Annotated in this window: 23 protein-coding genes; 16 read left to right on the forward strand and 7 right to left on the reverse strand. The window is 72.8% G+C overall.

Features of this window, described 5'->3' with window-relative positions; genetic code table 11:
• The 3 genes from MOX02_RS07575 to MOX02_RS07585 form a co-directional block, all read left to right on the forward strand.
• A partial coding sequence (locus MOX02_RS07575) for a sensor histidine kinase (protein WP_147025203.1) occupies nt 1–1,603 on the forward strand: 1,603 nt, incomplete at its 5' end.
• Nucleotides 1,603–3,288 (forward strand): ABC transporter substrate-binding protein, encoded by a 1,686-nt coding sequence (locus MOX02_RS07580; RefSeq protein ID WP_238178742.1) that lies wholly within the window; start codon nt 1,603–1,605, stop codon nt 3,286–3,288. The genes MOX02_RS07575 and MOX02_RS07580, both read left to right, overlap by 1 nt.
• Before the next feature lie 70 nt (nt 3,289–3,358).
• Entirely contained in the window at nt 3,359–5,032 is a 1,674-nt protein-coding gene (locus MOX02_RS07585; protein ID WP_147025204.1) for a thiamine pyrophosphate-binding protein, read from the forward strand.
• 16 nt (nt 5,033–5,048) lie between these two features.
• On the opposite strand, the gene MOX02_RS07590 is transcribed toward MOX02_RS07585, so the two are convergent.
• The gene (locus MOX02_RS07590) at nt 5,049–5,918 is read right to left on the reverse strand and encodes a branched-chain amino acid aminotransferase (protein WP_147025205.1); all 870 of its coding nucleotides are present in this window, start codon (nt 5,916–5,918) and stop codon (nt 5,049–5,051) included.
• 29 nt (nt 5,919–5,947) lie between these two features.
• Complete coding sequence (locus MOX02_RS07595; protein ID WP_147025206.1) at nt 5,948–6,400, reverse strand: cupin domain-containing protein; 453 nt, start codon at nt 6,398–6,400, stop codon at nt 5,948–5,950.
• Nucleotides 6,401–6,842: 442 nt separating this feature from the next.
• On the opposite strand from MOX02_RS07595, the gene MOX02_RS07600 reads away from it, so the two are divergent.
• From MOX02_RS07600 to MOX02_RS07615, 4 genes are read left to right on the forward strand one after another with little or no spacing between them, the layout of a single operon-like run.
• A complete protein-coding gene (locus tag MOX02_RS07600; protein WP_147025207.1) occupies nt 6,843–8,135 on the forward strand; it encodes an O-acetylhomoserine aminocarboxypropyltransferase/cysteine synthase family protein in 1,293 nt (430 codons plus the stop codon).
• A gap of 32 nt (nt 8,136–8,167) precedes the next feature.
• Entirely contained in the window at nt 8,168–9,208 is a 1,041-nt protein-coding gene (metA, locus tag MOX02_RS07605; RefSeq protein WP_147025208.1) for a homoserine O-succinyltransferase MetA, read from the forward strand.
• Nucleotides 9,209–9,235: 27 nt separating this feature from the next.
• Nucleotides 9,236–11,023: a long-chain-acyl-CoA synthetase gene (locus tag MOX02_RS07610; protein WP_147025209.1), complete on the forward strand. Its 1,788-nt coding sequence runs from the start codon at nt 9,236–9,238 to the stop codon at nt 11,021–11,023.
• A 59-nt stretch (nt 11,024–11,082) separates the two neighbouring features.
• Complete coding sequence (locus MOX02_RS07615) at nt 11,083–11,580, forward strand: hypothetical protein (RefSeq protein WP_147025210.1); 498 nt, start codon at nt 11,083–11,085, stop codon at nt 11,578–11,580.
• A gap of 20 nt (nt 11,581–11,600) precedes the next feature.
• On the opposite strand, the gene MOX02_RS07620 is transcribed toward MOX02_RS07615, so the two are convergent.
• Nucleotides 11,601–11,870, reverse strand: coding sequence for a phosphopantetheine-binding protein (locus MOX02_RS07620; RefSeq protein ID WP_147025211.1), 270 nt, complete (start codon nt 11,868–11,870; stop codon nt 11,601–11,603).
• Nucleotides 11,871–12,138: 268 nt separating this feature from the next.
• On the opposite strand from MOX02_RS07620, the gene MOX02_RS07625 reads away from it, so the two are divergent.
• The 4 genes from MOX02_RS07625 (at nt 12,139) to MOX02_RS07640 (ending at nt 16,091) form a co-directional block, all read left to right on the forward strand.
• On the forward strand, nt 12,139–13,338 hold the full coding sequence (locus tag MOX02_RS07625) for an acyl-CoA dehydrogenase family protein (RefSeq protein ID WP_147025212.1): 1,200 nt from the start codon (nt 12,139–12,141) through the stop codon (nt 13,336–13,338).
• Nucleotides 13,339–13,358: 20 nt separating this feature from the next.
• Nucleotides 13,359–14,291 carry an amino acid--[acyl-carrier-protein] ligase gene (locus MOX02_RS07630; protein WP_147025213.1) on the forward strand — a complete coding sequence of 311 codons (933 nt, stop codon included), beginning with the start codon at nt 13,359–13,361 and terminating at the stop codon, nt 14,289–14,291.
• 8 nt (nt 14,292–14,299) lie between these two features.
• Complete coding sequence (locus MOX02_RS07635) at nt 14,300–15,217, forward strand: alpha/beta hydrolase (protein WP_147025214.1); 918 nt, start codon at nt 14,300–14,302, stop codon at nt 15,215–15,217.
• Nucleotides 15,218–15,287: 70 nt separating this feature from the next.
• Nucleotides 15,288–16,091 carry an enoyl-CoA hydratase gene (locus MOX02_RS07640; RefSeq protein ID WP_147025215.1) on the forward strand — a complete coding sequence of 268 codons (804 nt, stop codon included), beginning with the start codon at nt 15,288–15,290 and terminating at the stop codon, nt 16,089–16,091.
• Between the two features lie 7 nt (nt 16,092–16,098).
• Here the strand turns inward: MOX02_RS07640 and MOX02_RS07645 are convergent, their stop codons facing one another.
• Genes MOX02_RS07645 through MOX02_RS07655 form a run of 3 tightly spaced genes read right to left on the reverse strand, consistent with a single transcriptional unit; the run spans nt 16,099 to nt 18,497 of the window.
• Complete coding sequence (locus MOX02_RS07645; protein ID WP_147025216.1) at nt 16,099–16,833, reverse strand: SDR family NAD(P)-dependent oxidoreductase; 735 nt, start codon at nt 16,831–16,833, stop codon at nt 16,099–16,101.
• A 13-nt stretch (nt 16,834–16,846) separates the two neighbouring features.
• Nucleotides 16,847–18,253, reverse strand: coding sequence for an AMP-binding protein (locus MOX02_RS07650; RefSeq protein ID WP_147025217.1), 1,407 nt, complete (start codon nt 18,251–18,253; stop codon nt 16,847–16,849).
• Nucleotides 18,240–18,497 carry an acyl carrier protein gene (locus MOX02_RS07655; protein WP_147025218.1) on the reverse strand — a complete coding sequence of 86 codons (258 nt, stop codon included), beginning with the start codon at nt 18,495–18,497 and terminating at the stop codon, nt 18,240–18,242. The genes MOX02_RS07650 and MOX02_RS07655 overlap by 14 nt, the downstream gene beginning before the upstream one ends.
• A gap of 221 nt (nt 18,498–18,718) precedes the next feature.
• Between MOX02_RS07655 and MOX02_RS31065 the strand changes: the two genes are divergently transcribed.
• Complete coding sequence (locus MOX02_RS31065; RefSeq protein ID WP_170267720.1) at nt 18,719–18,895, forward strand: hypothetical protein; 177 nt, start codon at nt 18,719–18,721, stop codon at nt 18,893–18,895.
• A 184-nt stretch (nt 18,896–19,079) separates the two neighbouring features.
• Here the strand turns inward: MOX02_RS31065 and MOX02_RS32650 are convergent, their stop codons facing one another.
• Nucleotides 19,080–19,205, reverse strand: a complete 126-nt coding sequence (locus tag MOX02_RS32650) for a hypothetical protein (protein WP_280525312.1) — start codon at nt 19,203–19,205, stop codon at nt 19,080–19,082.
• A 207-nt stretch (nt 19,206–19,412) separates the two neighbouring features.
• On the opposite strand from MOX02_RS32650, the gene MOX02_RS07660 reads away from it, so the two are divergent.
• From MOX02_RS07660 to cysW, 4 genes are all read left to right on the forward strand, one after another.
• Nucleotides 19,413–19,634 carry a hypothetical protein gene (locus MOX02_RS07660; RefSeq protein ID WP_147025219.1) on the forward strand — a complete coding sequence of 74 codons (222 nt, stop codon included), beginning with the start codon at nt 19,413–19,415 and terminating at the stop codon, nt 19,632–19,634.
• Between the two features lie 349 nt (nt 19,635–19,983).
• A complete protein-coding gene (locus MOX02_RS07665; protein WP_147025220.1) occupies nt 19,984–21,030 on the forward strand; it encodes a sulfate ABC transporter substrate-binding protein in 1,047 nt (348 codons plus the stop codon).
• A 9-nt stretch (nt 21,031–21,039) separates the two neighbouring features.
• Nucleotides 21,040–21,894, forward strand: a complete 855-nt coding sequence (gene cysT / locus MOX02_RS07670; RefSeq protein ID WP_147025221.1) for a sulfate ABC transporter permease subunit CysT — start codon at nt 21,040–21,042, stop codon at nt 21,892–21,894.
• The gene (gene cysW, locus MOX02_RS07675; RefSeq protein ID WP_147025222.1) at nt 21,887–22,768 is read left to right on the forward strand and encodes a sulfate ABC transporter permease subunit CysW; all 882 of its coding nucleotides are present in this window, start codon (nt 21,887–21,889) and stop codon (nt 22,766–22,768) included. The genes cysT and cysW overlap by 8 nt, the downstream gene beginning before the upstream one ends.
• The last annotated feature ends 20 nt before the right edge of the window (nt 22,769–22,788 follow it).

The raw sequence follows: 22,788 nt of genomic DNA on the forward strand, positions 1-22,788 counted from the left end.
GGGGCGCAACCGCGAGGCGGACGAGCTCGCCGGCCTCGCGGAGCGCGCCGCCCGCGACTCGGCGGCGGCGCGCGAGCTCGTGGACTGGGCCGAGCGCCTGCAGAAGATCGATTCCTCGGGTCAGCGCACCCTCCACGAGGAGGTGGCTCAGCTCCTCACCTACGCGGTCGAGGCCAACGAGACCGAGCAGGCCACGCAGAACATCGCCGTCACCACCCTGCGGCTCGGGCAGCGCACGGCCGACGCGCTCGGGCGGCGCGACGTGCTGGCGGTGCGGGCCATGCTGGGGGAGGGCGAGCGCCTCTCCGCCCGCGCCGAGGCCCTGCCGATCTCGCCCCTGATCCAGGCCGAGATGGTCGACGCCGTCGACGGCTGGCGCAAGCGCCTCACCACCACGGTCGGCGGCCTGGAGCGGCAGAACGAGATGCTGGCCGAGATGGACCGCCTCGCCGCCGCCATGAGCGCGAGCGCCCAGAGCCTCAACGACGCCTTCATCGGCGATGCCGAGAGCTTCGGCGCCTCCGTCCGCCAGATCCTGCTCGCGGGGGCGACCGCCGGCCTGCTCATCGGCACCCTGGTGGCCCTCGCCGTCGCCCGCTCGATCACGACGCCGCTGCGCGCGCTGCAGGGGGACATGATCGCGCTCGCCGCCAACCCGGCGCGGGGCGAGGTCAGCGGCCTCGCGCGCCGGGACGAGCTCGGCGACATCGCCCGGGCGACGAACGTGTTCGTCACCGAGATCGCCCGGCGCGAGCAGGCCCTGCGCCGCGCCAAGGACCAGGCGGACGCCGCCCTCCTCGACCTGCGCCAGGCCCAGGCCGACCTGATCCAGGCCGAGAAGCTCGCCTCGCTGGGCCAGCTCGTGGCCGGCGTCGCCCACGAGATCAACACGCCGCTCGGCCTCGCGCTCACCACCGCCACGGTGGTGCGCGACGAGACGCGGGCCTTCGACGAGACCCTCGCCTCGGGCCAGCTCTCGCGCTCGCGCCTCACGCACTACGTGGAGCGCGTGCAGGAGGGGGCCGCCCTGCTCTGCACGAACCTCGCCCGCGCCGCCGACCTCGTGCACGGCTTCAAGCAGGTCGCCGTCGACCGGGTCAGCGACGAGCAGCGCCGCTTCCCGCTCCACACGTGGCTCGACGAACTGCTCGCGAGCCTCAAGCCCCTGCTGCGCCAGGGCGGCCACAGCGTCGCGCGCGCCTGCCCGCCGCTCACCGTCGAGACCAATCCCGGCGCGCTCGCGCAGGTGGTGACGAACTGCATCACCAACGCCGTGGTGCACGGCTTCGCGGGCGGGCGGCCGGGTCACATCGCGGTCGAGGTCGCGGAGGTCCGGCCCGGTACGATCCGCCTGGAGATCGCCGACGACGGGCGCGGCATCCCGCCCGAGAACCTCGACCGGATCTACGATCCGTTCTTCACCACCGCCCGCTCGCGGGGCAGTACGGGGCTCGGCATGCACATCGTCCACAATCTCGTCACCGCCAAGCTCGGCGGTCGCATCGCCATCGAGAGCCGCCCGGGTGAGGGCACACGCGTGCGCATCGAGTTTCCGGCCTCCTTCGCCGAGAGTGAGCGCCCGGCGCTCGCGAAGGCGGTCTGATGCGCCGCCCCTCGACGATGCGGGCGGCCGGCCGCGTCCTCGGCCTCGCGCTCGGGCTCACGGCCCTCCCGCCGCTCGCCGCCCCGGCGCTCGCCCGCACCCTCGTCTTCTGTTCCGAGGGAAACCCGGAATCGCTCGACCCGGCCGCCGTCACCACCACGACGGCGATGAACGTCACCTGGCAGATGTTCAACACGCTCGTCGAGTTCACGCCCGGCACCACCGTGATCCGCCCGGGGCTTGCCGAATCCTGGCGCATCTCGGAGGACGGTCGCACCTACGACTTCACCCTGCGCGCGGGCGTGCGCTTCCACGCCAACCCCCGCTTCACCCCGACCCGCCCGCTCGACGCGCGGGACGTGCTGTTCAGCTTCCTCCGCCAGTGGAAGCCGGACCACCCGTTCCACCGGGCGAAGAGCGGCTTCGCCTATTTCCGCGATCTCGGCTTCGCCGATCTCCTGGAGGGGGTCGAGGCACCGGATCCCCGCACGGTGCGCTTCCGCCTCAAGGAGCCGGACGCGACCTTCCTGCCGAACCTCGCCCAGGCTTTCGCCGCGATCCATTCGGCCGAGTACGCGGACGCGCTCGCCGCGGCCGGGGCCGTCGAAGACCTGGAGCGGGCGCCGATCGGCACAGGACCGTTTTCATTTGCCGGCTACCGGCCAGACGTCACGGTGCGCTATCGCGGCTTTGCCGATTATTGGCGCGCTCCGGAGCCCGCCGCACCCGGTCTCGAGCCCATCGACGGGCTCGTCTTCTCGATCACCCCGAACCCGGCGGTGCGCCTCGCCAAGCTGAAGGCCGGCGAGTGCCAGGTGATGGCCTTCCCCGCACCCGCCGACCTGCCGGCCATCCGGGCGGACCCGAACCTCGACTTGACCGGGAAGGCGGAGCTCAACGTCTCCTACCTCGCCCTGAACACTCGCAAGGCGCCCTTCGACGACGTGCGCGTGCGCCGCGCCATGAACCTCGCCATCGACCGCCGCGCCATCGTCGAGGCGGCCTACGGCGCGGGCGGCATCGTCGCGCGCGGACCGCTGCCGCCGGGCCTCTGGGCCTTCGACCCGGGGCTGCCCGACATCCCCTTCGACCGGGCGGAGGCCCTGCAACTCCTCCGGGAGGCGGGCCACGCCGACGGCTTCGAGACGGACCTGTGGTATCCGCCGGTCAGCCGCCCCTACAACCCGGACGGGCGGCGTGTCGCCGACATGATCCAGGCGGACCTCGCGCGGATCGGCGTGCGCGCCCGCCTCGTCACGGAGCCCTGGAGCGCCTACCGCGCCGCCCTCTACGGGGGCGTGCCGCAGGCCATGCTCTACGGCTGGACGGGCGACAACGGCGACCCGGACAACTTCCTCAACGTGCTGCTCGGCTGCAAGGCGGCCGAGCCGGGCGGCGCCAACCTCGCCCGCTGGTGCGAGGCCGAGTACGATTCCGCCATCCAGGCAGCGCGCCGCACCGGCGACGTCGCCGCCCGCACGGCCCTCTACCGGCACGCGCAGGCGATCTTCCGGCGCGAGGCGCCCTGGGTGCCGCTCGCCCACACGGTCGTGCACATGGCGCTGCGCAAGAGCGTGGCGGGCTTCCGGATGGACCCGCTCGGCCGCCACCTGTTCGAGGGCGTGGCGCTGCGCGACGAGGTGCCGGAGGCGGCCACGGGCAAGGCGCGCGAGACGTCCCGCTAACGTTTCGCGGTTAGGCTCACCGGGATCCTCCGCGAGCCGGAGCCGCGCGCCGCGAAGACCGGAGCCCTCCATGACGACGCAGACCCGCACCGCCGCCCAGGCGCTCGTCGCGCAACTCCAGGCCAACGGGGTCCGCCACGTTTTCACGGTGCCCGGCGAGAGCTTCCTGCCCGTCCTCGACGCGCTCTACGACGCCGACATCGCCGTCACGGTCTGCCGCCAGGAGGGCGGCGCGGCCATGATGGCGGAGGCGCACGGCAAGGCGACCGGGCGGCCCGGCATCTGCTTCGTGACGCGGGGCCCCGGCGCCACGAACGCCTCGGCGGGCATCCACGTCGCCCAGCAGGATTCCACGCCGATGATCCTGTTCGTCGGCCAGGTCGAGCGGGGCTACCGCGACCGCGACGCCTGGCAGGAGGTGGATTACCGCGCCGCCTTCGGGCCGCTCGCCAAGTGGGCGGCCGAGATCGACCAGGGCGAGCGGGTGCCCGAATACGTCTCCCGCGCCTTCCACGCCGCCACCTCGGGCCGGCCCGGGCCGGTGGTGCTGGCGCTCCCGAAGGACATGCTGCGCGAGCCCTGCCCCGGGCCGCTCGCCCCGGCCTGGCAGCCGGTGGAGGCGGCGCCGGGGGCGGAGGAGATCGAGCGCCTCGCCGCGCTGCTCTCCGAGGCCGAGCGGCCCTTCCTCCTCGTCGGCGGCAGCCGCTGGACGGAGGCGGGCTGCGCGGACCTGCGCGCCTTCGCGGAGCGCTTCCGCCTTCCCGTCGCCACGAGCTACCGGCGCCTGCCCCTGTTCGACCCGCTGCACCCGTCCTACGCGGGCGATCTCGGCCTCGCGGCGAACCCGAAGCTCGCCGCGCGGGCGCGCGAAGCCGACCTCCTGATCGTGCTCGGCGGGCGCCTCGGCGAGGTGCCGAGCCAGGGCTACGCGGTGGTCGACCTGCCGCGGCCGCAGGGGCGGCTCGTCCACGTCCATCCGGGGGCGGAGGAGATCGGCCGGGTCTACGTGCCGCATCTTTCCATCAATGCCTCGCCGGTCCGCACGGCGGCGGCCCTGGCGCGGCTGGAGGGCCCCGCCCGCATCCGCTGGGCCGGCCGGACCGAGGCCGCGCACGCGGAGTACCTCGCCTGGAGCGAGGTGCCGACGCCCCAGCCCGGCCGCGTCAACCTCGGCGCCGTGATGGTGCACCTGCGCGAGGCGCTCCCTGAGGACGCCATCCTCTGCAACGGGGCGGGCAACTACGCGGCCTGGATCCACCGCTACTACCGCTTCCGGCAGCTCGGCACTCACGTCGCGCCGACCTCCGGCTCGATGGGCTACGGGGTGCCGGCGGCCATCGCCATGCAGACGCTCCACCCGGACCGCACGGTGATCGCGCTCAGCGGCGACGGCGACTTCCTGATGAACGGTCAGGAATTCGCGACCGCCGTGCAGTACGGCCTGCCCGTCATCTGCATCGTCTGCGACAACGGCAGCTACGGCACGATCCGCATGCACCAAGAGCGGGATTTCCCGGGCCGCGTCTGCGCGACCGACCTGAAGAACCCCGATTTCTCGGCCTACGCCCGTGCCTTCGGCGGATTCGGCGTCACCGTGGAGGCGACGGAGGATTTCCCCGCCGCCCTGGAGGCCGCCCGCGCCTCCGGCCAGCCCGCCATCGTGCACCTCAAGATCGCCACCGACGCGATCTCGCCAGGCATGAGCCTCGCGGCGATCCGCGAGAAGGCACTGCGGGGAGGCTGAGGGCGTTCGGACCTCCTCACCCGTGGGCGAAATCCCAGTAGAGCTGGCGCGCCTTGCGGAAGATCGGGCCCGGCTCGAAGCGGGCGTCGTCGAGGGCCGTGATCGGCGCGAGCTTGGCGAAGTTGCCCGCCGTGAAGACCTCGTCCGCCGCGAGGAAATCCGCGTAGGCGAGCGTCGCCTCGACCACCGTGACGCCGGCCTCCCGCAGGAGGCCGATCACCCGCGCCCGGGTGATGCCGGCCAGGAACGAGCCGTTCGGCACCGGCGTGAACACGACACCGTCGCGGGCGAAGAAGGCGTTGGCGTTGGCGAACTCGGCGATGTTGCCGAGTCCGTCCCGCATCAGGCAGTTGCCGAAGCCGCGCCCGTGCGCCTCGATCAAGGCCCGCGTGCCGTTGGGGTAGAGGCAGCCGGCCTTGGCGTCGACCGGTGCCGTCTCGATCGAGGGACGCCGGAAGGGCGAGAGGGTCGCGCGCACGCCCGCGGGCAGCGGCATCGGCGCGTGGTAGAGGCTGAGGCACCAGTTGGTCGATTCGGGATCGAAGCGCACGCCCCCGGCGAACCCGTCCTCCGCCCAGTACATCGGGCGGATGTAGAGCTCGGCGTCGCGGGGGAAGCGCGCGAGGCCCTCCCGCACCAGACCGAGCCACCTCTCCTCCTCGACCTTCGGCTTCAGGCCGAGCGCCACGGCCGAGCGGTTGACGCGGGCGATGTGCCGGTCGAGATCCGGGCTCACGCCCTCGAAGGCGCGCGCCCCGTCGAACACCGTCGAGCCGAGCCAGGCGCCGTGGGTGCGCGGGCCCATCAGCCGCACGTTGCCGGGGTGCCAGGCGTCCTCGAAGAAGGTCCAGGTCGTCTCGGACGTCTCGGGCGATGCCGTGGCCATGGGGGCTCCTCCGGAGCGCGAGGACGGGATCAGGCGGCTTCGAGGAAGCCGGAATTGCGGGCTTGCTTGCGGGAGAGCGTCCGCTTGAGGCGCCCGAGCACGCGCACGGCCAGCGTCACGGCCTTCGGCTGCACGCGGCGGCAGAAGGCGACCTTGCGGACGTAGCTCTCCACGTGCCAGCGGCAGACGGCGCCCTGGGGCAGGAACAGCACGTCGCCCGCCCCGTAAGTCTTCGCCGGGGCGTGCCCGTCGCTGATCGTCGCCGAGCCTTCGAGGAAGTAGATCGTCTCGTCGATGTCGTAGAACCAGTCGAACGTGCCGGCGGTGCAGTCCCAGACCAGCGTGCTCGCCTGGCCGTCGGCGCTCTGCGAGAGCGTGGCGTTGCGCGCCACCGGGCGGCCCTCGCGGATCCAGCTCGGCTCGATCGGGGCTGGCTTCAGCTCCACCGTGGTGACAGACGGGATGATCGGGGTCGTCGGCACGGGCGGCTCCTGGGTCGGGTCGCGGGATGAAGGATCGGTCTGCGTGCCTGCCTATAAGCGGCAGGTCACCGCCGACGGCAAGACCTGACATGGTGACATGATTAACTGGCTTTTCTCGCACGATCCCTGATCTGATCGGATCTGTATTTGGCCGATCCGCGGGATCATCCAATATCGAGACTCCTGCGTCCCGCGCCGGCACAGGGGCGCGCCTCTCCCTGCGGCGGGCGGCGTTCCCCAGGCCGCGGGCCTGTTCCGCCGGAAACTCGCCGGTGTGCTTGCGAAGACTGGTCTTTCGCCAATCATTCACCGCGATGGACGGATGAGAGCCGCTTAACCATCGATCTTCAGCAATCGTATCGTGGTGGAACAGCACATCCTGGCCCGGGCCTTGCGCGATTGCCGGCGCAGGTCGCCCCGGGCCTCACACGACGGAACATCCATGCGCAGCGAGACGATCGCCGTCCACGCCGGCTTCGAGCACGACCCGACCACGCACGCGGTCGCGGTGCCGATCTACCAGAGCGTCGCCTACGCCTTCGACAGCGCCGACCACGGCGCTGCCCTCTTCAACCTGGAGGAGGAGGGATTCCGCTACAGCCGCATCGCGAACCCGACCGTCGCGGTCCTGGAGCAGCGCGTGGCCGCGCTCGAGGGCGGCCACGCCGCGCTCGCCGTCGCCACGGGGCAGGCCGCCCTGCACTACGCCATCGCGACGCTCGCCGACCACGGCGGCAACATCGTCTCGGTGCCCCAACTCTACGGCACCACCCACACGCTGCTCGCCCACGTGCTGCCCCGCCAGGGCATCACCACGCGCTTCGCCGCGAGCGACAGCCCGGAGGACATCGCGGCCCTCATCGATGCCGACACACGGGCCGTCTACTGCGAGTCGATCGGCAACCCGGCCGGCAACATCTGCGACATCGCGGGCCTCGCCCGCGTCGCCCACGCCCACGGCGTCCCGCTCGTCGTCGACAACACGGTCGCGACGCCGATCCTGCTGCGGCCGATCGAGCACGGGGCGGACATCGTCATCGCCTCCCTCACCAAGTTCATGGGCGGACACGGCACCACGCTCGGCGGCGTCATCGTGGAGGCCGGGCGCTTCGACTGGATGGCGCAGCCCGAGCGCTTCCCGATGTTCTGCACGCCCGACGCCTCCTATCACGGCCTCGTCTACGCCGAGCATTTCGGCCCCGGCGCCTTCGTCGCCCGCGCGCGCAGCGTCTACCAGCGCACCACGGGCGCGGTGCTGCCGGCGCTGAGCGCCTTCCTGCTCCTGCAGGGCATCGAGACCGTGGCCCTGCGCGTCGAGCGGCACGTGGAGAACGGGCGCCGGGTCGCCGAGTACCTGCGCGGGCATCCGGGCGTCGCCTGGGTGAACCACGCGGGCTTTCCCGACAGCCCGCACCACGCGATGGCCCTGAAGTATCTCGGCGGCCGGGGCTCCTCGCTCCTCACCTTCGGGGTGAAGGGCGGCTTCGAGGCCGGCAAGACCTTCTACGACGCGCTGAAGCTCGTGAAGCGCCTCGTCAACATCGGCGACGCCAAGTCGCTCGCCTGCCACCCCGCCTCGACCACCCACCGCCAGATGAAGCCCGACGAGCAGCGCCACGCCGGCGTCCTGCCCGAGATGATCCGGCTCAGCGTCGGCATCGAGCACATCGACGACATCACGGCCGACCTCGAGCAGGCGCTCGCGGCCGCCCGCCCGGCCGCGCTCGCCGCCTGAGCCCGCCCGAACCCTCGCCCCGGGAGCCCGACATGCTGGAAGCGCCGCAGGACCTAGAAGCGCCGCAGGACATGGCCGGAGCGGAGCCCCGCGTTCTCGCCGCCCTGGCCGAGGCGCCGGCCGCGGTCCCGAGCCTGCGGGTCGGCCTCCTCAACAACATGCCGGACGCCGCCCTCCTCGCCACGGAGCGCCAGTTCCGCCGCCTGATCGAGGGGGCGGGCGTGCCCGTCGACCTGCGCCTGTTCTCGCTCGCCGGGCTCGAGCGGGGCGCGCCGGCGCGAGCCCATCTCGAGGCCGCCTACGCCCCCCACACCGCCCTCGTCGAGGCGGGTCTCGACGCCCTCGTCGTGACGGGCTGCGAGCCCCGAGCCGCGCGCCTGTCCGACGAGCCCTACTACCCCACCTTTGCCGAGATCGTGGACTGGGCGGCTTCCGCCACCGTCTCGACCCTGTTCTCGTGCCTCGCCGCCCACGCGGCGGTGCTGCATCTCGACGAGATCGAGCGGCGCCCGCTCCACGCCAAGCATTCCGGCATCTACGCCTGCGCGGCGGCGGCGCGCCACCCGCTGCTCGCGGGCGCGCCGCGGGTCGTGCCGGTGCCCCATTCCCGCTGGAACGACCTCGCCGAGGACGACCTCGCGGCTTGCGGCTACACGGTGCTGCGCCGCTCGGACGAGGTCGGCGTCGACCTGTTCGTGCGCGAGGGCGCGAGCCTCCTCGTGTTCCTGCAGGGCCACCCGGAATACGACGGCGACAGCCTCGCCCGCGAGTACCGCCGGGACGTCGGCCGCTTCCTCGGAGGCGAGCGCCCGGCCGCACCGGTCCTGCCCGCCCACTACTTCGCCCCGGAGGCGGCCGCGCGCCTCGCCCGCTTCGCCTCCGCCCGGGATGGCCGCTTCGCGGATTACCCCGCCGTCGACCCGGCGCCCCCGCTTCAGGCCGCCTGGCAGGCCGAGGCCGCCCGCCTGTTCCGGGCCTGGCTCGCGGAGGTGGCGCGGCGGGCAGCCCGCACCGCGAACGCCCTGTCCTGGCCGCCGGAGGCGACCGCCCCGGCAACCTCCCGCGTCGCCTGAACAGCCTTATTCCGAGCCCGAGCCCGCATGTCCGAACCCGCCCCCGCGAAGCGCTCCTCCACCTCCGGCTGGATCGGCGCCCTGGAGCGCACGGCGCGCATCGACGCGCGGCCGGAGCGCACCTTCCCGCGCGTCGTCGACGTCCTCGCTGCCGAGCACGGCGACCGGCCGGCCCTGATCGGCGAGGACGAGCGCCTCAGCCACGCGGAGCTCGCCGCCCGCCAGAACCGCTACGCCCGCTGGGCCCTGGCGGAAGGGTTTGCCAAGGGCGACACGGTTGGCCTGCTGATGCGCAACCGGCCCGACTACCTCGCCCTCTGGCTCGGCCTGACCCGGGTCGGCCTGCGCGTCGCCCTCCTCAACACGAACCTGCGGGGCGCCGGGCTCGCCCATTGCATCGCGGTCGCCGCGCCCCGCTGCCTGATCGTCGAGGCCGGCCTCGCCGAGGCCTACGCCGGTGCGCGAACGCTCCTGCCCGAGAGCCCGGACTTGTGGTGGCACGGCCCCGGCGCCGACTTCCGGCGGATCGAGGAGGCCGCCGCCGAGCATCCCGGCGGCCCGCTCGGGGCCGACGAGGCGCCGCCGGTCACCCTCGCCGACGAGGCGCTGCTCATCTACACCTCCGGCACCACCGGCCTGCCGAAGGCGGCGCGGGTGAGCCACCACCGCATCATGATGTGGACCCACTGGTTCGCCGGGCTGATCGAGCCGACGCCGGAGGACCGGATCTACGATTGCCTGCCGCTCTACCACAGCGTCGGCGGCGTCGTGGCGACGGGCAGCGTGCTCCTCGGCGGCGGCTCGGTGGTGATCCGGGAGAAATTCTCGGCCCGCCGCTTCTGGGACGACGTGGTCGGCGAGGGCTGCACCCTGTTCCAGTACATCGGCGAGCTCTGCCGGTACCTGACGCTCGCCCCCGAGCACCCGCTGGAGCGGGCGCACGCCCTGCGCCTCTGCGCCGGCAACGGCCTGCGGCCGGACGTGTGGGAGCGGTTCGCGGACCGTTTCGCGGTTCCCCGCATCCTCGAGTTCTACGCGGCCACCGAGGGCACGGTCTCGCTCTACAACGTCGAGGGCCGGGTCGGCGCGGTCGGCCGCGTGCCGAGCTTCATGGCCCACCGCTCGCCCGCCCTCCTCGTGGCGCACGACGTCGAGACCGCCGCGCCGCTGCGCGGCGCGGACGGGTTCTGCCGCCCCTGCCCCCGCGGCGAGACGGGCGAGCTGCTGGGGCGCCTCTCGGACAAGGCCGAGCACCGCTTCGAGGGCTACACCAGCGCCGCCGAGAGCGCCCGCAAGGTCCTGCGCAACGTGCTGAAGCCCGGGGATGCCTGGATGCGCACGGGCGACCTCATGCGCCAGGACGCGCAGGGCTTCTTCCACTTCGTCGACCGGATCGGCGACACCTTCCGCTGGAAGGGCGAGAACGTCGCCACGACCGAGGTCGCCGAGGCGCTCTCGGCCTGCACCGGCGTGCGCGAGGCGACGGTCTACGGGGTCGCGGTGCCGGGCGCCGAGGGCCGCGCCGGCATGGCGGCGCTGACGGTCGAGCCAGGCTTCGACGGCGCCCGCCTCCACGCCGAGATCGCCGAGCGCCTGCCGGTCTACGCCCGCCCGCTCTTCCTGCGGCTCTGCCCCGAGATCGGCCTCACGGAGACCTTCAAGCAGAAGAAGGGCGCGCTCGCCGCCGAGGGCTTCGATCCCGCGCGCGTTCCCGACCCGCTCCTCGTCGCGGACGGGGCGGCCCGCACCTACCGACCCCTCGACGGCGAGATCTATGCGCGGATCCTGGACGGGACGATGCGGCCCGACGCCTGAGGATCCGGATACCCGGGCTCGCGGGTCGACAGGCCGGGCCCGGGCGCTATCGTGGCCGCATGACCCATCGCACGACGGATCTCTCCGCCCTCACCCTCGCCGTTCCCCTCGTCCTGCTCGCCGCCACCGGCCCGGCCCGTTCGGCGCCGGAGCCGGCCGCGATGCCGACCTTCGTGAGCGCGGACGGCACCTGCGAGCGCCTCGTCGTGGCGGGGCGCGACGTGTCGCGCACCTGCAAGGGGCGGCTCCTCAATACGATCTACAGGAACGGCCGCGTCGGCTTCTACTTCATCGGCGAGGACGGCTCGGCGCTCACCTTCACGGGCATGGGCAGCGCCCAGGTCAAGCCGGACCCGGACAGCGCCGTGCAGCCGATCGACGGCGTCGTCTTCGGCGCGGGCGGGCGCTCCGAGCGCGCGCGGGCGGTCGGAACCTGCCGCTTCTCCAATCCCTACAAGCCGCCCGGCACCGTCCGCTGCCGGGCCGAGACCGAGAAGGGCGCGTTCGAGGCGGCCTTCACGACGGACGGCAAGGCGCCCGTCGTCTCGAACCCCTGAGAGGCCGCCTGCCGAGACCCTCAGTGGGTCCCGACGCGCACCGACTCGACCATGCGGGAGATCGCCTCGATCGAGTAGAAGTTCTGCGGGTTGAGGCAGGCCGGCGGGATCATGATGTCGAACTCCGCCTCGATCGCCAGCATCAGGTTCACGAGGTCGAGAGAGGTCAGCCCCACATCGACCAGGGCGTCGCCCGGCCGGAACTCGCGGGTGCCCGCGTGCTGGGCCGCAATCTCGCGGGCGAGCGCCATCGTGCGGTCGGTGACCTCGCTCGAAACGGTCTGGGACATGGGGCTCTCGCGCTCCGAAATGCCTGAAGGAGAGCATTCGCCCGGATCATGAACCGGTGAAGCTCCGATCTGACCTGATTAAGTCCCCAATCCTCCTGAATCAATAAGGCGGCAATTTTAACGATAATCCTTGTTAATTCGCTCTCGTGCCGATCTCAGTAGTTTTCGAGGATCCGCGTAAGGGCGTTTTAGCAGTAGCCGTACTCTACTGTCCCCGACACGGCCCGCGCTCCGGCGGCCAACGGCCCGAGGCGGCTCGAGAGGTCCCATGACGATCCAGCACGGCCACGCGGCCTCCCCCCTCGAGGCCGGAAGCGACCTGCGGGCGCGCGCTGCCGCGGCCGCCGCGATCGCCGCCGACCACGCCGAGGCGGTGGACCGCGAGGCGCGCTTCCCCGCCGAGGCGGTCGAGGCCCTGCGGGCCGAGCGCCTCCTCGGCGCGGGAATTCCCATCGCCCTCGGCGGCGAGGGCGCCACGACCGAGGATCTCGCCGAGATCGCCTACGCGCTCGGCCGCGCCTGCGCCTCCACCGCGATGATCTTCGCGATGCACCAGACCAAGGTCGCCTGCATCGTCCGCCACGGGGCGGGCGAGCCCTGGTGCGAGGGCGTGATGCGCCGCATCGGCGCCGAGCAGCTCCTGATGGCCTCCTCGACCACGGAGGGGCAGGGCGGCGGCAACGTGCGCGCGTCCTCCGCCGCGATCGAGCCGGACGGCGGTTCCGTGACCCTCGAGCGCGCCGCCACCGTCATCTCCTACGGCGCCGAGGCCGACGGCATCGTCACCGTGGCCCGCCGCGCCGCCGACGCGGCCGCCTCCGACCAGGTGCTCTGCGTGTTCCTCAAGGAGGATTACACGCTGGAGCGGCTGAGCGGCTGGGAGACGCTCGGCATGCGCGGCACCTGCAGCGCGGGCTTCCGCCTGCGCGCCCGGGCGAGGCCCGAGCAGGTGCTCGCCGCCCGCTACCAGGAGATCCACGGCCAGACCATGACCCCGGTCTCGCACATCCTGTGGTCGAGCGCCTGGGCCGGCATCGCTGCGGGCGCCGTGGAGCGGGCCCAGGCCTTCACCCGCACCGCGGCGCGGGGCGCCGGCGGCCAGGCGCCGCCCGGCGCCGTGCACTACGCCCGCGCCGTGTCCAGCCTGCGCCAGGCCCGCGCCCTGATCGCCCAGGCGATCGACCTGTTCGCCGAGGCCGGCGAGGACCCGTCGCGGCTCTCCGCCCTCGACGTGCAGACGACGCTGACGATGCTGAAGGTCGAGGTCTCGGAGCTCGCGGTCGCCGCCGTGTCGAGCGCGCTGCGCGCCAACGGCCTCGCCGGCTACCGCCAGGACGGCGCGTTCAGCGTCGGCAGGGCCCTGCGCGACATCCTCTCGGCGCCGGTCATGATCCACAACGACCGCATCCTCGCCAACCTCTCGACCCTCACCCTGATGTCCCCCGTCGCCGCCTCCCTCCGCGACTGACCGGTCAAGGAACCGCCCACATGAACATGAAGGTCATGGACGTGCCGGCCGCGCCGCCGGCGCAGGACCCGCTCGACGCGCTCTTCGACGCGATGTTCCGCCCGATGAACGCGCAGGGCGTCTACGCCCGCACCGGCGCGTACGAGTCGGTGGTGGAGGCGCTCGCCGCCCTCATCTCGGTCAAGCGCGATGCGGAGACGGAGGTGTTCCGCTTCCCGCCCGTGATGAGCCGGGCGCATCTGGAGCGGCACGGCTACCTCAAGAGCTTCCCGAACCTGCTCGGTTGCGTCTCCTGCCTCGAGGGCAGCGAGGCCGAGATCCGCGCCGCAGCCGATCTCCACGCGACGGGCGGCGACTGGACGACCGGGCTCGAGACCGCCGACCTCGTGCTGACCCCGGCCGCCTGCTACCCCGTCTACCCGATCGCGGCCGCCCGCGGTCCGGTGCCGCCGGGCGGCTACCGCTTCGACGTCGCCTGCGACTGCTTCCGCCGCGAGCCCTCGCCGCATCTCGACCGGCTGCAATCCTTCCGGATGCGCGAGTACGTCCGCATCGGCACGCCGGAGCAGGTGCGCGACTTCCGCGAGCGCTGGATCGCCCGTGCCACGGCGCTCGCCGACGAGCTCGGCCTGCCCTACCGGATCGAGCAGGCGAGCGACCCGTTCTTCGGCCGCGTCGGGCAGATCATGGCCTTCAGCCAACTCGAGCAGTCCTTGAAGTTCGAGCTCCTGGTGCCGCTGCGCGGCGAGGCGGCGGGCACGGCCTGCATGAGCTTCAACTATCACCGCGAGCATTTCGGCACGACCTGGGACCTGCGCGACGCCTCCGGCGAGCCCGCGCACACGGGCTGCGTGGCCTTCGGCATGGACCGGCTCGCCGTCGCCCTCTTCGCGACGCACGGCCGCGACGTCGCCTCCTGGCCGGAGGGGGTGCGCGCGGCGCTGCGGCTCTGAGCCCCCCGGTGACGCTCGACCCTCACGCCCGCCGGTTCCTCGACATGATCGCGATCGGCGGCGTGTCCGAGCCCACCGTGGCCGGGCGCCGGGCGGCCCTGCGCAACCTCGCGCGCCTCGCCGCCCGCGGTGCCGAGCCGGCCGAGACCCGCGACCTGATCCTGCCCGGTCCCGGCGGGCCGCTCCATGCCCGGCTCTACGGGCCGCCGGGCGCGGGCGGCGCCCCGCGCCCCGGCCTCCTGTTCTTCCACGGCGGCGGCTTCGTCGCGGGCGACCTCGACACCCATGACGGGATCTGCCGGGCGCTCGCCGCGGCGAGCCTCTGCCGAATCGTCTCGGTGGCCTACCGGCTCGCCCCCGAGCACCCCTTCCCGGCCGCGGTCGAGGATGCCCGCGCGAGCCTCGCCTGGGTCGCCGCGCAGGCGCCCCGCCTCGGCATCGACGCGGGCCGCCTCGCGGTCGGCGGCGATTCGGCGGGCGCCGGCCTCGCCGCGATCCTCGGCCAGGAGGCGCCGGAGGGCGGTCCGCGCATCGCCGCGCAGCTCCTGCTCTGCCCGGTCCTCGACGCCGTCGGCGCCGGTGCCTCCCGGACCGACTACGCGAGCGGCTATTTCCTCGACGCGGCGACGATCGCCCGCGACATCGAGGCCCTCGGCGTCCGCGACCTCGCCGACCCCCGCCTCTCCCCCCTTCGGGCGGCCCGCCTCGCGGGCCTGCCGCCGGCCCTGATCCACACCGCCGAGCACGACATCGTGCGCGACGACGGCACGGCCTACGCCGCCCGCCTCGCCGAGGCCGGCGTCCCCGTGCGCCACACCTGCCACGCCGGCATGATCCACTTCTTCTACGGCCTCGGTCCCCTCATCCCCGCCGGGCGGCCGGCGCTCGCGGCGATCGGGCGGGAGCTCGCCGCGATTCTCGGCTGAGGCCGACAGAACGCCTCCGGCATGCTACCTCTCCGGGGCTCGCGGGCTCGGCCCGCCCCGGAGCCGCTCCATGACCGCCGCCGCTCTGCCCGCAGCCCCGCCCGAGCCGCCCCTCCTCCTGCGCGAGGACCGGGACGGGGTCGCCGTCCTCACCCTCAACCGGGCGGGGGCCCGCAACGCCCTGTCGATGGGGCTGATGGCGGCGCTGCAGGGGGAGCTCGACGCCGTCGCGGGGGATGCGCGGGTGCGGGCCGTGATCCTGAGGGGGGCGGGGCCGGCCTTCTGCGCGGGGCACGACCTCCGGGAGATGCGGGCGGCGCACGGGGAGGCGGTCGAGGCGGTGTTCCGGGCCTGCTCGCGGCTGATGATCGCGATCACCAGGCTGCCGCAGCCCGTGATAGCCGCGGTGCATGGGACCGCGACCGCCGCGGGCTGCCAGCTCGTGGCCACCTGCGACCTCGCGGTGGCGGCCGAGGACGCCCGCTTCGCGACGCCCGGCGTCCAGATCGGCCTGTTCTGCTCGACGCCGATGGTCGCCCTGTCGCGGGCGGTGCCGCGCAAGGCGGCCCTCGAGATGCTGCTCCTCGGCGAGCCCATCGACGCGGGCGAGGCGCGCCGCATCGGCCTCGTGAACCGGGTCGTGCCCGCGGCCGAGCTGGAGGAGGCGGCCCACGCCCTGGCGCGGCGGATCGCCGAGAAGCCCCGCCGGGTCGTCGCGGTCGGCAAGGAAGCCTTCTGGCGCCAGGGCGGGCTCGGCCTGGAGGAGGCCTACGCCTACACGGCCGGGGTGATGGCCCGGAACATGACGATGGACGAGGCGGCCGAGGGCATCGACGCCTTCCTGCAGAAGCGCAGCCCCCGCTGGAACACCTGAACCCGCCTCACGCGGTGTTGCCGGCATCCACCGTCAGCACCGTGCCGGTGACGTTGCGGCCGCCGGGGCCGAGCAGGTAGTCGACGGCGTGGGCGACGTCCTCGGGCGCCGCGAGCCGGCGCAGGGCCGAGCGGCGCACGATGCGGGCGCGGCCCTCCTCGCCCAGGCCCTCGGTCATCTCGGTGTCGATGAAGCCCGGCGCCACCGCGTTGACCGTGATGTTCAAGTGACCCACCTCGCGGGCGAGCGATTTCGTGAGGCCCACGAGCGATGCCTTCGTGGCCGCGTAGACCGAGAGGCCCGAGTAGCCCGTCGCCGCGATGATCGAGGCGATGTTGACGATCCGCCCGCCGCCGTCGGCCATCATGCCCCGCACCACGAACTTGGTGAGCAGGATCGGCGAGAGGGTGTTGAGCCGGACCAGGGCCTCGATGTGCGGGTTCTGCATCGTGGCGAGCAGCCCCTCGGTGCCGAGGCCGGCATTGTTGACGAGGCCGTGGAGCTTGCCGAACTCGCGCCGGGTCTCGCGCACGAGGCCGGGCAGGCTCTCGATGTCGGAGAGGTCGGCCGCGCGGAAGCGGATCGAGCCGGTCTCGGCGGCGCGCGCCGCGTCCGCGGCCTCCCGCAGGGCGTCCGATTCGCGGCGCGCCACCGCGACCACGTCGTGGCCGGAGGCGGCGAGCCGGGTGGCGATGGCGAGGCCGAGGCCGCGGCTGCCGCCGGTGACGAGGACGGTGCGCATCGAGGGGCTCCGGTCAGGCGGGGCGGCGGGCGAGCTTGCCCGCGGCCGTGACGTCGAGGCGAGGCACGATCTTGAGCAGCGCCGGCACCTTGTGCGGGCTGAGCTCGGCCCGGCAGGCCGCGAGGATCTCCCGGCGGATCTCGTCGGGCGCCGGCAGGTCTGCGGCCTCGTCGAGGACGACGCTCGCCTGGACGACGGCGCCGGTGATCGGGTTGCGCCGGGCCTCGACCAGGGACATGCGCACCCGGGCGTGCCGGTTGATCACGGCCTCGATCTCCTCCGGGTGCACCTTCAGGCCACCGACATTGATGATGCCGCCGCGCCGCCCGACGAAGTGGTAGCGGGTCGCGCCGTCGACGGTGCGCTCCTCCACCATGTCGCCGGTGTCGACGAAGCCCTCGGCGTCGGCGAGGGCGAGCTCGTCCGAGCCGACGTAGCCCGAGGCGGTGCGGCGCGAGCGGATGCGCAGCGACCCGTCGACCACCCGCATCTCGACCGCGCCGGGCCGACCGACGAACGCCTTCGGGAAGCCCTCGAGCCCGTCCGTGACCTCGAAGCCGACGCCCGCCTCGGTGGAGGCGTAGGCGTGTCCGATCGCGGCGCGCGGATAGGTCTCGCGGAGGCCGTCGAGCACCGCCTGGTCGGCGATCTCGCCGGAGAGGCGGATGGTGCCGGGGTCGATCAGGCCGCGGGCCGGGCTCATCAGCACGCGCCGCCAGTGCGAGGGCGTGCCCGAGACGTGGGTGACGCCGTGCCGCCCGAGGCGGGCGAGGTGGTCGGAGACCGGCTCGCACCCCCCCGACAGGACGAGGGAGCCGCCCCCGAGCACGCCGCGCAGGAAGATCTGCAGGCCGCCGTAGCGGCGGATGTCGTAGAAGGTCGCCCAGACCGGCGCCGGCTCGCCCTCGGGGCGCGGCCGGATCGCGCCGGTGAGGCCCGCGAGATCGTGGCGGACGAGCTTCGGCACCCCGGTGGTGCCGGAGGTGAGGAGCAGCCACTCCGTCGCCCGCTCGAACTCGGGCTCGCGGGCGGCCGGCACCGGCGGCCAGGCGCAGTCGATCAGCGGCAGGCCGTCGAGCCCCGGCAGGGCCGAGCGCGGCCGGTCGGTGAGCAGGCAGGTGGCGCCGGCGCGCGCGGCGATCGCCGGCAGGTGCTCGGGCGCGAGGTCGGGCGGGCACAGCACCACGGCCTCGGCGAGGCCGTCGACCGCGATCAGGGCGAGCCCGGCGAGGAACTGGTCCCCCGTGACGAGCAGGACCCGCTGCCCGGCGACGTCGCCGTTCAGGCAGCTCAGGTCGAGGAGGTCGGGCAGGGCGACGCTCTGGGCGAGGCCGTGCAGCATCCGGGACCCGTCCGGCCCGCCCGGCCGGGCCTCGCGCGTGAGCGCCTCGCGCAGCGATCGCAGCTCAGGCGGCCGCATCGATCCGCGCGGCCTCGTAGAGCGAGACGAAGTCGCCGAGGGTGACCGGGAACACGATCTCGTCCGAGGCGGTGAACGGGTCGACGCCGAGATCGTCTTCGAGCCGGCTCACGAGGATCGCGAAGCAGAGGGAATCGAGGCCGGATTCGAGCAGCACGAGGTCGTCCGTGAGGGGCGCCAGCGCCTTCTCCTGCTCCTCGGCGACCTGGTTGATGTTCTCGATGATGATTAACCGTGTCGACATCCTGAGATCCTCGGAGATTTCTATCTCGAGACGGTAATGTCACGGCTTATCTTCAGCAAGCTGATCGACGGAATATGGTGAAGAGCCCGGATTGTTGATGAATACAGTAAATGTCGAGATCGTGAGTTGACGACCGCGACTTTCTGCCGGCCCGGTTACGGCCTCTTAACCACGTCCGTGGGATCCTGGGCCGTCATGGGTGTGCAGGACGGGCCGGGGCCATGCTCAAGATGCGGACGGATCGGAAGCCCGAGATCGAGTCGCGCCGCCCGACGCTGAGCCCGAGCGTGCGCCGCCATCTCGGCCAGAGCCTGCAATCCTTCTACGCGGACGCGCTCACCGCCCCGGTGAGCCCGCGCCTCGAGGCCGTCCTCACCCGGTTCCTGCAGCAGGGCTAGCCCGGCTTCCGGCCGAGCACGCCGCTTCCCCGACGGCGCCATCCTTCCTCCGCCCGGCCGGAGGGCGGCGCGAGGCGCCGCGGTACCATCGGACGCCGCGGCAGCCGCGGAAACCTTCCTCGAGACGGCGGGATGAATCGCGCGGGCAGCGGGACCCGGCGCGCGGCCCCGGCGCGCGGTCCCGTCAGTCCAGCGCGACGGCGACGAGGGAGAACAGGCCGGCGAGCATGAGATTGCCGGCGAGGACGAGGGCGATCACGGTCATGGTGAGAGTCTTCGGGTCCGGTTCGAATCGCGGGAGGTACGGCACCGTACGGCGCCCGGTGCTTGTAGGGGCAGCGGGTTCGCGATGCGCCCACACCGGCGGGATTTCCCCCGCTCCCGCGCGATAAGGTTGACGGCGATGCAGCCCGGCCACGCCCCGCCCGCGCGCTTGCCTCCTGTCCCGAACCGGGACAGTGTGGTCGAGGATTCGTTCACGCGGCGCTTGATGGAGCCCTGAGCAGCGGAGGCGGCGATGGCATTGGTGTCGATCGGCGAGGCGCTCCAGGCGGCCTCAACCATCTTCGGCCTCGGTGCCCTGCGCGGCGGCCTGCCGCCCCTCGCCGGGGCCGCCCCCGATGCGCGCCGGGGGGACGAGGCGGACGAATCCGGCTCCCTCGACACGTCCGCGGCGGACGAGGACCTGTTCGAGGCCGTCGAGGCCGCGCTGAAGGAAGCGGGCTACCTGCCGGCCTGACGCGACCGGGCCCTCCCGATTCTCCGCGCGCCGCCCCTCGCCGCACGGATGCGTGCGCGCGGAGTGAGATGGCGCACGTGGGCCACCGCGCCCGAGGCATGTTCGTTCCATGAAACGAAGCTCCGGCGGTGGATCCGTTCTCCCGTCCGGGCCGGCCGGAGGATAAATCTCCACGTCGCGATTTTCATGTGATTTCCGAGGGGTTTGGCGGTAGGAAACGCGACCCGGCTCGGGTTGACAACGTTCGATAAAAAGAACGAGAAGCGTTGCTGCGCCGCGGTGTCGGGGCAGCCAGGCCGAGGGCGGCGCGCCCTCCGCCCCGCCGCGCGGCCGCTTCGAAGGAGAGACCATGCCAGCGCTCGAGACCCGTACGGCCCGCCGCATCCGGAGCCTGCTGCTCGCCGCCTGCCTCGCGCCGGCCCTCGTCGCGCCGGTCTCCGTCGCGCCGGCCCTGGCGCAGACCGCGCTCCTGAACGTCTCCTACGACCCGACCCGCGAGCTCTACCGCGAGATCAACGCGGCCTTCGCCGAGGAGTGGAAGGCCAAGACCGGCGAGACGGTGACGGTGCGCGCCTCGCACGGCGGCTCGGGCGCGCAGGCCCGCACGGTGATCGACGGGGTGGACGCCGACGTCGTGACGCTCGGCATCCCCTCCGACATCGACGCCATCGCCAAGCTCACGAAGAAGATCCCCGCCGACTGGCGCGACAAGCAGCCGAACCAGGGCCTGCCCTACACCTCGACGGTGGTGTTCCTCGTGCGCAAGGGCAACCCGAGGGACGTGAAGGACTGGGCCGACCTCGGGAAGCCCGACGTGAAGGTGATCACGCCGAACCCGAAGACCTCGGCCGGCGGGCGCTGGAACTTCCTCGCCGCCTGGGGCTACGCCTACAACCGGGACAAGGATGTCGAGAAGGCCAACGCCTTCGTCGGCCAGATCTACAAGAACGTGCCGATCCTCGACACCGGCGCGCGCGGCTCCACCGTGACCTTCGCGCAGCGCGGGCTCGGGGACGTGCTGCCGACCTGGGAGAACGAGGCGTTCCTCGTCCTGCAGGAGTTCGGCGCCGACAAGTTCGACATCGTGGTGCCGCCGACCTCGATCTACGCCGAGCCCCCGGTGGCGCTCGTCGACGGCAACGTCGACCGCAAGGGCACCCGCAAGGCGGCGGAGGCCTACCTCGCCTTCCTCTACTCGGACAAGGCGCAGGCGATCTTCGCCAAGCACCGCTACCGTCCGCTCCGGCGCGAAGCCGCCGACAAGGCGGATCTCGCCCTGCTGCCGGACGTTAAGCTGTTCAGGATCGAGGACCTCCAGGGCAGCTGGGACGACATCCAGAAGAAGAACTTCGACAACGGCGGGCTGTTCGACCAGCTGAGCCGGGCGGGGCGCTGAGGGTCTTCGATGGTCGCCACACCCCAACGGCGGTTCCTGTTCCGTCGCCCGAGCGTGATCCCCGGCTTCGGCCTCACCTTCGGCTACGCGCTCACCTGCCTCAGCCTCATCGTGCTGCTGCCGCTCGCCGCGCTCGTGGCGAAGGCCTCGGGCCTCGGCCTCGACGGGATCTGGGAGGTCGCCCGCGACCCGCGGGTGGCGAGCGCGCTGCGGATCAGCTTCGGGGTGTCGCTCGCGGCGGCGCTCACCGCCTCGGTGTTCGGCTTCGTGGTCGCCTGGGTGCTGACCCGCTACCGCTTCCCCGGCCGCAAGGTCGTCGACGCGGCGGTCGACCTGCCCTTCGCCCTGCCGACCGCGGTGGCGGGCATCGCGCTCGCCTCCCTCTACGCGCCGAACGGGCTGATCGGGGCGCAGCTCGCCAAGGTCGGGATCCAGGCGGCCTACACGCCGCTCGGCATCTTCATCGCCATGGTCTTCATCGGCCTGCCCTTCGCGGTGCGGACCGTGCAGCCGCTCATCGCCGAGATCGACAAGGAGGTCGAGGAGGCCTCCGCCACCCTCGGCGCCACCCGGGGCATGACGCTGGTGCGGGTGGTGCTGCCGCCCCTCGTGCCCGCGGTGCTGACCGGCTTCGCGCTCGCCTTCGCCCGGGGCGTGGGCGAGTACGGCTCGATCATCTTCATCGCCGGGAACCTGCCCTACGTCTCCGAGATCGCGCCGCTCCTCATCGTCATCAAGCTCTCCGAGTTCGACTACGCGGGGGCGGCCGCCATCGCCACGATCATGCTGGGCATCTCCTTCCTGACGCTGCTCGCCATCAACCTGATCCAGGCCTGGAGCCGGCGGAGGTTCGGCTATGTCTGAGGGTCTCGCGCTGAGCCGCGCCGCGGCGGCCCGCCCGCGCAGCGTCACCTCCGAGGGGCGGGCCGTGCGCTGGCTCCTCACGGGCATCGCGATCCTGTTCCTGGCGCTGTTCCTCGTCCTGCCCCTGCTCACCGTGTTCGCGCAGGCGCTGTCGCGGGGCTGGGCCGCCTATTTCGAGGCCTTCCACGAGCCCGACGCGCAGGCCGCGATCCGCCTGACGCTGACGGTGGCGGCGATCAGCGTGCCCTTCAACCTCGTGTTCGGCGTGGCGGCGGCCTGGGCCATCGCCAAGTTCGAGTTTCCGGGCAAGAGCGTGCTGATCACGCTGATCGACCTGCCGTTCTCGGTCTCGCCGGTGGTCTCGGGGATGATCTACGTGCTGGTGTTCGGCTCGCAGGGCCTGTTCGGGGCGTTCTTCATCGAGCACGGCATCCAGATCATCTTCGCGGTGCCCGGCATCGTCCTGGCCACGATCTTCGTGACCTTCCCCTTCATCGCCCGCGAGCTGATCCCGCTCATGCAGGAGCAGGGCACGGCGGAGGAGGAGGCGGCCCTCACCCTCGGGGCCTCCGGCTGGCACGCGTTCCGGACCGTGACGCTGCCCAACATCCGCTGGGGCCTGCTCTACAGCGTCCTCCTCTGCAATGCCCGCGCGATGGGCGAGTTCGGCGCCGTCTCGGTGGTGTCCGGCCATATCCGCGGACTGACCAACACGCTCCCGCTCCACGTGGAGATCCTCTACAATGAGTACAATTTCGTTGGCGCGTTCGCCGTCGCCTCCCTCCTCGCCGGGCTCGCCCTCGTCACCCTCGTCATCAAGTCCGTCCTGGAGTGGCGCTACGCCGGGGACCTCGCGGCCGGCGCCCGGCACTAGCGCCGACGCGGCGCCGCGGG

Origin of the sequence: Methylobacterium oxalidis, assembly GCF_007992195.1 — a bacterium.
In the GTDB taxonomy this organism is placed as follows: domain Bacteria; phylum Pseudomonadota; class Alphaproteobacteria; order Rhizobiales; family Beijerinckiaceae; genus Methylobacterium; species Methylobacterium oxalidis.

What these genes read in the sequence shown, in the direction of transcription:
- MOX02_RS07620 (WP_147025211.1), bottom strand. Translation starts at nt 11,870, where the DNA reads ATGTCCCAGACCGTTTCGAGCGAGGTCACCGACCGCACGATGGCGCTC.
- cysW (WP_147025222.1), top strand. Translation starts at nt 21,887, where the DNA reads ATGTCTGAGGGTCTCGCGCTGAGCCGCGCCGCGGCGGCCCGCCCGCGC.
- MOX02_RS07665 (WP_147025220.1), top strand. Translation starts at nt 19,984, where the DNA reads ATGCCAGCGCTCGAGACCCGTACGGCCCGCCGCATCCGGAGCCTGCTG.
- MOX02_RS07580 (WP_238178742.1), top strand. Translation starts at nt 1,603, where the DNA reads ATGCGCCGCCCCTCGACGATGCGGGCGGCCGGCCGCGTCCTCGGCCTC.
- cysT (WP_147025221.1), top strand. Translation starts at nt 21,040, where the DNA reads ATGGTCGCCACACCCCAACGGCGGTTCCTGTTCCGTCGCCCGAGCGTG.
- MOX02_RS07610 (WP_147025209.1), top strand. Translation starts at nt 9,236, where the DNA reads ATGTCCGAACCCGCCCCCGCGAAGCGCTCCTCCACCTCCGGCTGGATC.
- MOX02_RS07590 (WP_147025205.1), bottom strand. Translation starts at nt 5,918, where the DNA reads ATGGCCACGGCATCGCCCGAGACGTCCGAGACGACCTGGACCTTCTTC.
- MOX02_RS07640 (WP_147025215.1), top strand. Translation starts at nt 15,288, where the DNA reads ATGACCGCCGCCGCTCTGCCCGCAGCCCCGCCCGAGCCGCCCCTCCTC.
- MOX02_RS07655 (WP_147025218.1), bottom strand. Translation starts at nt 18,497, where the DNA reads ATGTCGACACGGTTAATCATCATCGAGAACATCAACCAGGTCGCCGAG.
- MOX02_RS07585 (WP_147025204.1), top strand. Translation starts at nt 3,359, where the DNA reads ATGACGACGCAGACCCGCACCGCCGCCCAGGCGCTCGTCGCGCAACTC.
- MOX02_RS07615 (WP_147025210.1), top strand. Translation starts at nt 11,083, where the DNA reads ATGACCCATCGCACGACGGATCTCTCCGCCCTCACCCTCGCCGTTCCC.
- metA (WP_147025208.1), top strand. Translation starts at nt 8,168, where the DNA reads ATGCTGGAAGCGCCGCAGGACCTAGAAGCGCCGCAGGACATGGCCGGA.
- MOX02_RS07630 (WP_147025213.1), top strand. Translation starts at nt 13,359, where the DNA reads ATGAACATGAAGGTCATGGACGTGCCGGCCGCGCCGCCGGCGCAGGAC.
- MOX02_RS07660 (WP_147025219.1), top strand. Translation starts at nt 19,413, where the DNA reads ATGGCATTGGTGTCGATCGGCGAGGCGCTCCAGGCGGCCTCAACCATC.
- MOX02_RS07650 (WP_147025217.1), bottom strand. Translation starts at nt 18,253, where the DNA reads ATGCGGCCGCCTGAGCTGCGATCGCTGCGCGAGGCGCTCACGCGCGAG.
- MOX02_RS07600 (WP_147025207.1), top strand. Translation starts at nt 6,843, where the DNA reads ATGCGCAGCGAGACGATCGCCGTCCACGCCGGCTTCGAGCACGACCCG.
- MOX02_RS07625 (WP_147025212.1), top strand. Translation starts at nt 12,139, where the DNA reads ATGACGATCCAGCACGGCCACGCGGCCTCCCCCCTCGAGGCCGGAAGC.
- MOX02_RS07645 (WP_147025216.1), bottom strand. Translation starts at nt 16,833, where the DNA reads ATGCGCACCGTCCTCGTCACCGGCGGCAGCCGCGGCCTCGGCCTCGCC.
- MOX02_RS31065 (WP_170267720.1), top strand. Translation starts at nt 18,719, where the DNA reads ATGCTCAAGATGCGGACGGATCGGAAGCCCGAGATCGAGTCGCGCCGC.